This window comes from Chromobacterium sp. Ag138 (genome assembly GCF_055181315.1).
In genome coordinates this window covers 800116-809865 of record NZ_JBUPWA010000001.1, presented here as the reverse complement: position 1 = coordinate 809865, position 9750 = coordinate 800116, and the positions used below count along the sequence as shown (strand labels likewise).

Annotated in this window: 11 protein-coding genes; 7 read left to right on the top strand and 4 right to left on the bottom strand. The window is 65.8% G+C overall.

What is annotated here, in order from left to right:
• The first annotated feature begins 46 nt into the window (after positions 1 to 46).
• The 3 genes from ACY3GB_RS03345 to ACY3GB_RS03335 all read left to right on the top strand — a co-directional run bounded on the left by ACY3GB_RS03345 (position 47) and on the right by ACY3GB_RS03335 (position 1728).
• Positions 47 to 499, top strand: a complete 453-nt coding sequence (locus tag ACY3GB_RS03345) for a GFA family protein (protein ID WP_463087487.1) — start codon at positions 47 to 49, stop codon at positions 497 to 499.
• A gap of 85 nt (positions 500 to 584) precedes the next feature.
• Complete coding sequence (locus ACY3GB_RS03340; protein WP_463087486.1) at positions 585 to 1307, top strand: helix-turn-helix transcriptional regulator; 723 nt, start codon at positions 585 to 587, stop codon at positions 1305 to 1307.
• Positions 1308 to 1383: 76 nt separating this feature from the next.
• Entirely contained in the window at positions 1384 to 1728 is a 345-nt protein-coding gene (locus tag ACY3GB_RS03335; protein ID WP_463087485.1) for a tRNA-binding protein, read from the top strand.
• A gap of 58 nt (positions 1729 to 1786) precedes the next feature.
• Here the strand turns inward: ACY3GB_RS03335 and ACY3GB_RS03330 are convergent, their stop codons facing one another.
• Positions 1787 to 2647, bottom strand: a complete 861-nt coding sequence (locus ACY3GB_RS03330) for a hypothetical protein (RefSeq protein WP_463087484.1) — start codon at positions 2645 to 2647, stop codon at positions 1787 to 1789.
• Positions 2648 to 2960: 313 nt separating this feature from the next.
• Here ACY3GB_RS03330 and ACY3GB_RS03325 point away from each other — a divergent pair, with 313 nt between their 5' ends.
• Positions 2961 to 3593: a 4'-phosphopantetheinyl transferase family protein gene (locus tag ACY3GB_RS03325; RefSeq protein WP_463090911.1), complete on the top strand. Its 633-nt coding sequence runs from the start codon at positions 2961 to 2963 to the stop codon at positions 3591 to 3593.
• 308 nt (positions 3594 to 3901) lie between these two features.
• Here the strand turns inward: ACY3GB_RS03325 and dsdC are convergent, their stop codons facing one another.
• The 3 genes from dsdC to ACY3GB_RS03310 form a co-directional block, all read right to left on the bottom strand.
• Entirely contained in the window at positions 3902 to 4819 is a 918-nt protein-coding gene (dsdC, locus tag ACY3GB_RS03320) for a DNA-binding transcriptional regulator DsdC (protein WP_463087483.1), read from the bottom strand.
• A 6-nt stretch (positions 4820 to 4825) separates the two neighbouring features.
• On the bottom strand, positions 4826 to 6172 hold the full coding sequence (gene dsdA / locus ACY3GB_RS03315) for a D-serine ammonia-lyase (RefSeq protein ID WP_463087482.1): 1347 nt from the start codon (positions 6170 to 6172) through the stop codon (positions 4826 to 4828).
• Between the two features lie 83 nt (positions 6173 to 6255).
• A complete protein-coding gene (locus ACY3GB_RS03310) occupies positions 6256 to 6417 on the bottom strand; it encodes a hypothetical protein (protein ID WP_463087481.1) in 162 nt (53 codons plus the stop codon).
• Between the two features lie 51 nt (positions 6418 to 6468).
• Between ACY3GB_RS03310 and ACY3GB_RS03305 the strand changes: the two genes are divergently transcribed.
• From ACY3GB_RS03305 to ACY3GB_RS03295, 3 genes are all read left to right on the top strand, one after another.
• Complete coding sequence (locus tag ACY3GB_RS03305; RefSeq protein WP_463087480.1) at positions 6469 to 7635, top strand: methyl-accepting chemotaxis protein; 1167 nt, start codon at positions 6469 to 6471, stop codon at positions 7633 to 7635.
• A gap of 93 nt (positions 7636 to 7728) precedes the next feature.
• Positions 7729 to 8037 carry an STAS domain-containing protein gene (locus tag ACY3GB_RS03300; RefSeq protein ID WP_463087479.1) on the top strand — a complete coding sequence of 103 codons (309 nt, stop codon included), beginning with the start codon at positions 7729 to 7731 and terminating at the stop codon, positions 8035 to 8037.
• Positions 8038 to 8043: 6 nt separating this feature from the next.
• On the top strand, positions 8044 to 9741 hold the full coding sequence (locus tag ACY3GB_RS03295; protein ID WP_463087478.1) for a SpoIIE family protein phosphatase: 1698 nt from the start codon (positions 8044 to 8046) through the stop codon (positions 9739 to 9741).
• The last annotated feature ends 9 nt before the right edge of the window (positions 9742 to 9750 follow it).

The window sequence follows — 9750 nt, the reverse complement described above, 5'->3', positions numbered from 1 at the left end:
CGCGCCTTTGGAGCTGGATATCGCGCGCATCTGACCCGCGCGGCGCATGGCGCCGAGCGCCTGCGGCATGGGCGGTCGGCGCGGCAGAACTTTGGAGGAGGCGACGCTGATGCTTGAGGGAAGCTGTCTGTGTGGTGCCGTGCGGTATGCGGTCCGCGATGAATTCCGCTATGCGCTCAATTGCCATTGCGGCCAGTGCCGGCGGGCCACCGGGGCGGCGTTCAAGCCCTTCGCCGGCATCGAGCGGCAAAAACTCAAGCTGACCCGGGGGCGGGACAGTCTGTTGATTTATGGCGACGAGCGCGCGCATGACGCGCGTTGCGGCCAATGCGGATCGCTGCTGTATTCGGTGGTGCGAGACGGCGAGTTCGTCCATGTCACGCTGGGCACTTTGATCGACGTCCCTGCCATCCGCCCCACCGCGCATATTTTTGTCGGCTCCAAGGCCGCGTGGCACGACATCACCGACAATCTGCCGCAACACGACGAGTTTCCTTGAGGCCGGTCGCTGGCGCCGGCTTGGACGAGGCTGTCCGTTCGGCTATTCTTTTCGGCATCGATTCCACCGCCGGCGCCTTTCCGCGATGTCTCACACCATGTTTCCCGCCCGCATCGAACTGCTGCATTACGGCAGCGACAGCATCCGCCACGCCCATGACGGCCATCACCAGTGGGTGTTTGGCCTGGCGGGGGCGTTGGAGCTGGAGATGGAAGGGCGGCCCTATCTGAACGGCGCCGGTTCCGCGGTGCGCATCCCGGCTGGCGTTTCCCATTGCTATGCCGGCGGGCCGGGCAATCGGCAACTGGTGCTGAACGTGCCGATCCAGGAAAGCGGCGCGGACGCGGCGGCATGCCAATTGACCCTGCCGCCCGCGGCGAAGGAGCTGGCGGACTGGGCGGCGCGGCATCCGCAGCCGGAAGCGCGGCAGCCTATGCTGTCCGGCATGCTGCTGGACCTGCTGTTTCCCGGCGCGCCGGCGGCTTTCCAGCTGTCGCCGCGGCTTGGCCGTTTTCTGGATTCGCGGCTGGCGCGGCCGTTGACGGTGGCGGACATGGCGGCCGCCTGCCATTTGTCGCCCAGCCAGTTTCACGCGCGGCTGAAAGCGGAAACCGGACTGACGCCGATGGCCTATCTATGCCGGATGCGGATGGAGCGGGCGCGGCGTTTGCTGCTGGACGGACGCGCCAGCGTGCTGGATGTGGCGCTGCAGGTGGGCTACCAATCGGCTTCCGCTTTCAGCGCTGCGTACCGGCAGCGCTTCGGCGCCAATCCCAGCGAAGCGCGGGGCAGAGTCCGGCGCGCTTGAACCGTAGTTTGGCACGCGCCGCGCCCGGGCGGTTCGGCCATACTGCGGCCATGTCTGATTGCATGGAGAACGCGAAATGTCCGACTCAAGCCGCCTCAGCTGGGAAGATTTCCTCAAGGTGGAGTTCCGGGCGGGGACCATCGTCCACGCCGAGCCCAACGCGCAGGCTCGCAAGCCCGCCTATGTGCTGAAGGTGGATCTGGGCGAGCTGGGGGTGAAAACGTCCAGCGCCCAGATCACCGACCATTACCTTGCCGCCGAGCTGATCGGCAAGCGCGTGCTGTGCGTATGCAACTTCCCGCCCAAGCGCGTGGCCGGCGTGCGTTCTGAAGTGCTGGTGACCGGCGTGCACGACGATGCGGGCAGGGTGATGCTGGCCGAGTTTCCGCTTGAGGCGCCGAACGGCGGCCGGCTGATGTGACGCGATTGGCGGTGCCGTCCTCAATTCCCGCCCCGGGCAACGGGGCGGGAGGCATGGCTTAGCTCAAACGTTTGATGATGTTGCTATTGCCGTTGGCGCGCACCACCGCCCAGCCGGCCGGGATCGGCGAGCCCAGCATCACCTGCAGTTCGGCGCCGATGGCCGCGCCCTTGGTGTAGTAGATGTCATTGCTGTTGCCGTTGGCGCGGGTGACCACCCAGTCGGCGGGAATGGGCGAGCCCAGCATCACAGTGATCTGACGGCCGTAAGACGAGCCGGCGACATTGTGGATGGTGTTGAAGTTGCCCATGGCGCGGGTGATCACCCAGCCGTCGGGCACCGGCGAGCCGACGGCTACTTGCAGCTCCGCCTCCCTCGGCGCGTTATTGGCGTTGTAGATGTCGTTGGCGTTGCCGTTGGGGCGGATGATGACCCAGCCCGAAGGAATCGGCGAGCCCAGCATCGCGGTGAAGCGCGCGCCGTAGCTGGCGCCGGTGACATAGGTCAGCTGATTGCTCTGGCCTTCCGCGCGGGTGACGATCCAGCCGTCAGGTATCGGCGAGCCCACCATCGCGCTGAGCTGGGTGCCGTAGCTGGCGCCGACCGTGTAGAAGATCACATTGCTGTTGCCGTTGGCGCGGCGGACAATCCAGCCGGCGGGAATGGGGGAGCCCAGCATCACGGTGAATTCCTGGCCGTATCTCGCGCCCTGGGCATCGGTGATCTCGTTCATGGTGCCGGTGGTGCGGGTGATCACCCAGCCGGCCGGCACCGGCGAGCCGACCATGATCCATTGGGTCTGGCCGAACGAAAGCGGGGAGACCCGTGATTGCGGCGCGGCGCTTGGCGATGGCGCGGCGGATGCGGCGCCGGCTGCGGCCAGCGCGGCGGCGAGAATCATCAATTGGCGGCGGTTCATGTCGTCTCCTGACAAGATGGTTGCGGTGAATGGAGGCAAGACTGCATTTTGCCGACATGATATGACATTTGATTTTTAATGGGTGGTTTTTGCGCGTGGTGTTGACCTGAAGCAGGCGATCTTGGGCTGAAACGTTGCTTGACCGTTTGCCGCGCGCGCTTGCGCCGCCATGCTTGCTGGTTTACCTTGCAGCTTTCCGCCGGACAGTCCGGATTCCCTTTCTTATCCCATGTCGATCGCCATAGCTGAATTAGCCGAATTTTTGCCGGATGTCGCTCCTTACCCATTGCCGGGGGGCGACGGCGTGGCCGTGATGCGCTGCCGTTTTCGTATTTCAGCCTACGACGACGCCTGGTTCGCCGCGCTGGGCGTGGCGCGTCCGGATACGCTGGAGCGGGCGGTGCCGAAAAGAAAGGCGGAGTATCTGGCGGCGCGCTATTTGTGCAAGCTGTTGCTGGAGGCGCGCGGGCTGCCGCCCGGCGTCGGCAGCGGCCGGCATCGACAGCCGTTGTGGCCGGAGGGCTGGACGGGCGCCATCACCCACAGCGACGAAACCGCGATGGTGGCGCTGGCGCCGGCCGATGGCGGGCTGATGCTGGGCATGGATCTGGAGCGCTGGATGTCGGACAAGACCGCCGACAATGTGCGGACCGGCATTCTGGTGGAGAGCGAGGATGAAGTCCTGGCGGGATGGTGGCCGTTTCCGCATGCGCTGACGCTGGCCTTTTCCGCCAAGGAAAGCCTGTTCAAGGCGCTGTATCCAACGGTGGGCGAGTATTTCGATTTCGACGCGGCGGAAATGGTCCGGGTGGATTGGGATCGGGGCCGTTTCGCCATCCGCCTGCGAAGGACGCTGGCGCCTGGCCTGGAGGCCGGGCGGACGTTCGATGGTGGTTTTTATCTGCAAGGCGGCCAGGTGCTGACGCTGATCCGGGCGTCTCTCTGACCCAGGGCTTGCCTCTCAGCCGGTTTGTCGTTCGGGATCGCTGCGTTGCCGTTGTCCAGTAGCCGTAGTTCACTTGTACCGTCATGAAGGCATCCGAGGGCAGGCCGGAAACCGAGCTTTTGCCCTCTCCCGCCTCGTATTTTCCCCGCCGCACCACTTCCTCAAAGGGGTTGGCCATCGCAACCCTCCTGCCTATTCAAGCGTTGGCAAACGGAACTTGCACGGGGCATTTCAGCGCATTTGATGACATTTGCACATGAGCTGCCGGCACGTGGCCAGGGAGGACGCTTGCGTGTTACGCGGCGCCCCTAGCCGGCGGCAGACTGCTGCAGCCAGTCGATCACCGCCCGCAGCCGGGGCGGCATAGGGTCGAATTTGGGGTGGACCAGATAGTAGGCATAGCGTTCCACTGGCTCAAACGCGCCCAGGGGCAGCGTCAGCTGGTTGCTGTCCAGCAGCGGCTGGGCGAGCCTGCGGCGCGCGATGGCGACGCCGGCGTGGCCGACAGCGGCGGCCAGGCACAGGTCCGAGCGGTCCAGCGTCAGCCCGCGCGAGGGCAGCAGGGATTCGCAGCGATGCCGTTGGGCCCACAGCGTCCATTCCGCATCGTGGGCGGCCTGGCGCCAAGCTTGCGCGTCGTGCAGCAGCCTGCAGTCGCGCAGCCGCGCCGGATCGGCCGCCAGGCCATGGCGCTCCGCGTAGGCGGGGCTGCAGACGGGCGCCATTTCCTCGTCCATCAGCTTGCGGCAGGCCAGTCCCGGAAAATGGCCGTCGGCGTAGTACAGCGCCAGATCGGCGCGGCCGCCGCGGAAGTCGGCGTCGCCGTTGCCGGTGCGGATGTCGAGCTCGATCCGCGGATGGCGTTCGGCGAGAGCGGCCAGGCGGGGCGCCAGCCAGCATTGGGCGATGGAGGGGTGGGCATAGAGGGCGACGCGGCCGGAAGGCTCGGCGTCGGCTTCGGGGTAGAGCGCGGCGTCGAGCTCGGCCATGCTTTTTTGCAGCGCGGCGAAGATGCGCTCGCCGTCCGCGGTGAGGCGGATGCCGCGGGTCAGGCGCTGAAACAGCCGCAATCCCAGCGAGCGCTCCAGCCGGGCGATGCGGTGGCTGACCGCGCTCGGCGTCAGGCACAGCTCGTCGGCCGCGGCGGCGAAGCTCAACCGGCGCGAGACGGCCAGGAAGGTGTGCAGACTGGCGAGCTGGCCGCCGTCCAGCCGTGTCGGATGCATCGTCGCTCAGCCTGTCAAGCCGCGGCCGCGCCGCAGGTAATCGTTCATTTCCGCCTCCGGAACCATGCTGCCGCCCGTCGCCCAGATCAGGTGGGTGGCGCGGGCGAGCCGCTCCGCGTCCAGCCCCATGCGCTGGCGATAGCCCTGGTTGTCGCCCAGCACGCGGGCGATGCCGGGCGCGCCGGCCAGCGCCGACGGCTCCAGGCGCAGGCCTTCCGTCCGCTCCAGCATGGCCAGCAAGCGAAACAGTTCGTTGTCGTCCACCGTGTAGTAGCCGTCGATCAGCCTTTGCATCGCGCGGCCGACGAAGCCGGAGGGGCGGCCGACCGCCAGGCCGTCGGCGGCGGTGCGGTTGTCGATGCCGAAGTCCTGCACCGAGATCCGGTCGTGCAGGCCGGTGAGCACGCCCAGCATCATGCAGGGCGAGTGGGTGGGCTCGGCGAACAGGCAGTGGACGGCGTCGCCGAAAACCAGCTTGAGCCCGAAGGCCACGCCGCCGGGGCCGCCGCCGACGCCGCAGGGCAGATAGACGAACAGCGGCCGGTCGGCGTCCACGCGCACGCCGGCTTCCGCCAATTGGACCTTCAGCCGTTCCGCCGCCACCGCGTAGCCCAGAAACAGGTGGACAGAGTTTTCATCGTCGACGAAGTGGCAGGACGGATCGCCGGCGGCTTGCTTGCGGCCTTGCTCGACGACCGCGCTGTAGTCGGAGTCGTACTCCGCCACGGTTACGCCGTGCGCGCGCAGCTTGTCTTTCTTCCACTGCCGCGCGTCGGACGACATGTGCACGGTGGCCTGGAAGCCCAGTTTCGCGGCCATGATGCCGATGGACAGGCCGAGGTTGCCGGTGGAGCCGACGGCGACGCGGTGGCGGCCGAACAGCGCGCGCGCTTCGGGGCCGTCTAGTTTCGCGTAATCATCGCCGGGACGGAGCAGACCGTGGGCCAGCGCCAGCCCCTCCGCGTGCTTCAGCACTTCGTAGATGCCGCCGCGGGCCTTGATCGAGCCGGAGATCGGCAGATGGCTGTCGGCCTTCAGCCACAGGCGCCCGGGCAGCGCCATGCCGTAGCGGCGCTCCAGCGCTTGCTGGAAGGCGGGGGCGGGGAGCAGCGGCGACTCGATGATGCCGCCGTTGCCTGCGGTCTCGGGAAAGACGCGGCGGATATAGGACGCGAAGCGTTGCAGGCGGGCGGAGGCGTCGGCGACGTCGCCGGCATCCAGGCCGGCGTCGCCGAGCGCCTGGGCGGCGGGCGCGACCGCGGGATTGAACCAGGCGCACTCGCGCAGATCGGCCAGGTTCCGGATTTCTGGGTGGATCTGCCGCCATTCGTCCAGCGTCTTGCCGTGAATCATTTTGAAGTCCTGTCTTGGCCGCGAAAGTCCGGCGGAAGTCGCCATTAAACGACAGCCAGCGGCGGCTGGCAAAAGACGAATTTTCAGGCGACGGCTGATGCCCATTCAAGCGCGGCGGCATTCTGCGAGTCTGTTTCATGTTGCGCAGCATCAATGCCGCGCATGGTTTTTGCCACGGGCGGTTTGACAGGCATCGCCTTATGCGCCATATCGCAATAATCGGCGCCGGCAAATTCGATTGGCATGCCGCAGGCGCCGGCGGCTCTCGACTTTCCTTTCCACATTCCGGTTGAAAGATGAATTCTTCTGACATCAAGGCGGATCCTAGACCCAAGATCCTGTTGTGCTGCGCCGCGCTATGGCTGTGCGCTTGCGGCTTGCTGGTCTGGCTGGGAGGCAGTATGCCCGGCTATCTGGCGGTGTCGCTGCTGGCCGCGGGCTGCCTGCTGGCGGTTTGGCTGCTGGGCGCGCCGCCTCCGCCGCCTGCCGACGATGGCGTGTCGGCGGCGCGGGAGCGGATGTTTAACGGATTGGGCCAATTGGGCCACGGCATTTCCGACATCTCCGGCGCGGTGGAGCGGGACGTGTCGCAGATGCAGGCCATTCTGAGCGACGCCATCGTCAAGCTGGTGCAGGGTTTTTCCGACATCGAGGCGATGCTGCGCGAGCAGCAGGCGTTGGCGCTAAAGATCGTCCAGCATGGCGATCATGGCGACGGCGCCGGTTTCGACGCGTTTCTCAAGCGCACCTCGCAGAGCATGACGGAGTTCGTCGACAACACCGTCAGCACCAGCAAGACGGCCATGGTGCTGGTTGATCGCATGCATGAGATCAAGAAGCGGGTCGACGCGGTGGAGAACGGGCTCAGCGAGATGGCGGACATCACCGCCCAGACCAATATGCTGGCGTTGAACGCCGCGATCGAGGCGGCCCGCGCGGGCGAAGCCGGGCGCGGATTCGCAGTGGTGGCGGACGAGGTGCGCAAGCTGTCGCAGCGCTCATCCGATTTTTCCGGGCAGATACGCCAGTCGATAGACTTGATGGCGCAGGCCATCGAGCACGCCAAATCAGAGATATTCGAGATGGCGTCCCGCGACATGAATTTCGCGCTGGACGCGAAGACCCAGATCGAGGACATGCTGGGGCAGCTGTCGCGGATGAATGCGGATACGGGCCAGGCTGTGGACCAGCTGTCGCAGATCGCCGGCCGTGTCGGGGACAGCGTGCGCTCCACGGTGACTGCGCTGCAGTTTCAGGATCTGGTTTCGCCCTTGGTGCGCAATGTCAGCAGCCGGATGCAGGGCTTTTACCAAGTGGGCGACAGCATGCGCCAGATGGATGGCAAGGATGAAATCGACAGGCTGGAGGACATGCGCCGCCAGCTGCAGCAGCTGGTCGACAGGCACCAGGCCAACGGCGCTGCGCCGCAGGGCATGTCGGCTGGCGGCATCGATCTGTTCTGAGCGGACGGATAGGTTCAGCCAGGGTTTGCAGTCGGCCGCGCGATCGGCGAAACGAACCGCTTCTGTTCTGGGCGGCCAATGGAGGGCGGCGAGATGGGCGTCAGGCTTGGCAAGACGGCGGACAAATCGGTGATCGCGGTAGAAGGCCGGTTCGATTTTCAGCAGCACGAGGCGTTTCGGGCGTGCCTGGACGAGGCTCTGCAGCGAGGGGGCGGTCTGGGGCTCGAGGTGGATTTGTCGCGGGTGGATTACCTGGAGAGTTCGGCGCTGGGCATGCTGCTGGTGATGCGGGACAGGGCGAAGGCGCTTGGGATTGACAGCATTGCGTTGTCGGGCTGCCGCGGCTTCGTGCGGCAGATTCTGGTCGTGGCCAGCTTCGACAAGTTCTTCTCCCTCCGCTGAGCATTTATGGACCGCACATTCACCGTGCTGGTGGCCGAGGACGTCGAGCCCACCCGGTTGTTGATGGGCTTGGTGATCGAGGAGATGGGCCATCGGGTCTGGTATGCCGAGAACGGCCTGCAGGCTGTCGAGCAATGCCGGCAGGCGCTGCCGGACATGGTGCTGATGGACATGATGATGCCGGTGATGGATGGCCACGAGGCCTGCCGGCAGATTCGCCTGCTGTGTCCGGACCGCTGGCTGCCCATCATCTTCCTCAGCGCGCGCAGCGACGAGGAGGCTCACATCAGCAGCCTCGACCTGGGGGCCGACGACTACCTGCCCAAGCCGATCAACCTGACCATGCTGGCGGCCAAAATCCGCGTGATGCAGCGGATCAGCGAGATGCAGCGGCGGATTTCCGACGATGCCCGCCAATTGGTCAGCTATTACCACACCAACGAGCGCGAGCAATTGTTCGCCAAGCACGTGCTGGACAGCATCGTGGGCGGCGAGGGGCAGGACCTGCCGGGCGTGCGCAGCTGGCAGCAGTCCGCGGAACAGTTCAGCGGCGACGTGCTGGCCCGCGCGCTGTCGCCGACCGGGCAGTTGTGCATCATGCTGGCGGACAGCACCGGACACGGATTGTCAGCGGCGCTGTCTTGCCTGCCCGCCGTCGACATTTTCTATGCGATGGCGCGGCGAGGCTTCCCGCTGACCTCGATGGCGCGCGAGATCAACGCCAAGCTCAACCGCTTGCTGCCGGTGGGGCGCTTCGTCGCCGCGGCGCTGGTCGCCATAGACTGGGAGCTGGGCTGCGTCGAAGTCTGGAACGGCGGCATTCCTTGCGTGATGTTTGTCGACGACGAAGGTTGTCCGATGAAAGAGTGGAAGTCGCAATATCCGCCGCTGGGGATCTTGTCCGCCGACGAGTTCTGCTGGGGCAGCGAGACTTATTTCTGGGAACAGAGCGGTCAGCTGGTGGTGTGTTCCGACGGCTTGACCGAAGCCGAGAATCCGGAAGGCGAACAGTTTGGCATCGGCGGGCTGCTGCAGGCGCTGATATCGAACCCGGCCGCCCCGCTGGACGGCATCCGGCTGGCCGTGCTCGAGCATTTGAGCGGTTTGAACAACCGCGACGACATTTCTTTGGGTGTGGTCAGGCTGGAGGCGGGCGTGAATGCCGCGCTGGATCGGGTGGCGGATCACCGGGGGCGCGACGACGGCGGCCAGCCGAGCTGTTGGCGGGTGCAGCTGGTTTTCGGCGCGGAGGCGCTGCGGCGCGATCAAAGCATTCCGCTGTTGATCGGCTGGCTGAATCAACTGGGCTTTCGCGGGAGGCAGTTCAAGGAGGTGTTGTTGATCGTGTCGGAGCTGTTCAATAACGCGTTGGACCATGGCGTGCTGGGGCTGGATTCCGGGATGAAGGACCAGCCGGATGGCTACGAGCGCTATTTCATGCTGCGACGCGAACGACTGGCCGAGCTGGAGCGCGCCGAGCTTGAGCTGGTGCTCGAGCGCCGGAAGGGAAATGACGGCGACGCGGTGCTGATACGCTTGCGGGACAGCGGGACGGGATTTGATTACCCGGCCCTGATGGAACAGCTGAACCGGCAGGCCGGCAAGCGCCGCCATGGTCGCGGCGTGTTCCTGATGAACGCCTTGTGCGCGCGATTGGCCTATCTCGGCAACGGCAACGAAGTGGAGGCGGAATTCAGGCTGTAAGGTTTCGCC

What these genes read in the sequence shown, in the direction of transcription:
- ACY3GB_RS03305 (WP_463087480.1), top strand. Translation starts at nt 6,469, where the DNA reads ATGAATTCTTCTGACATCAAGGCGGATCCTAGACCCAAGATCCTGTTG.
- ACY3GB_RS03310 (WP_463087481.1), bottom strand. Translation starts at nt 6,417, where the DNA reads ATGCCAATCGAATTTGCCGGCGCCGATTATTGCGATATGGCGCATAAG.
- ACY3GB_RS03330 (WP_463087484.1), bottom strand. Translation starts at nt 2,647, where the DNA reads ATGAACCGCCGCCAATTGATGATTCTCGCCGCCGCGCTGGCCGCAGCC.
- dsdC (WP_463087483.1), bottom strand. Translation starts at nt 4,819, where the DNA reads ATGCATCCGACACGGCTGGACGGCGGCCAGCTCGCCAGTCTGCACACC.
- ACY3GB_RS03345 (WP_463087487.1), top strand. Translation starts at nt 47, where the DNA reads ATGGCGCCGAGCGCCTGCGGCATGGGCGGTCGGCGCGGCAGAACTTTG.
- ACY3GB_RS03300 (WP_463087479.1), top strand. Translation starts at nt 7,729, where the DNA reads ATGGGCGTCAGGCTTGGCAAGACGGCGGACAAATCGGTGATCGCGGTA.
- ACY3GB_RS03295 (WP_463087478.1), top strand. Translation starts at nt 8,044, where the DNA reads ATGGACCGCACATTCACCGTGCTGGTGGCCGAGGACGTCGAGCCCACC.
- ACY3GB_RS03340 (WP_463087486.1), top strand. Translation starts at nt 585, where the DNA reads ATGTCTCACACCATGTTTCCCGCCCGCATCGAACTGCTGCATTACGGC.
- ACY3GB_RS03325 (WP_463090911.1), top strand. Translation starts at nt 2,961, where the DNA reads ATGCGCTGCCGTTTTCGTATTTCAGCCTACGACGACGCCTGGTTCGCC.
- dsdA (WP_463087482.1), bottom strand. Translation starts at nt 6,172, where the DNA reads ATGATTCACGGCAAGACGCTGGACGAATGGCGGCAGATCCACCCAGAA.
- ACY3GB_RS03335 (WP_463087485.1), top strand. Translation starts at nt 1,384, where the DNA reads ATGTCCGACTCAAGCCGCCTCAGCTGGGAAGATTTCCTCAAGGTGGAG.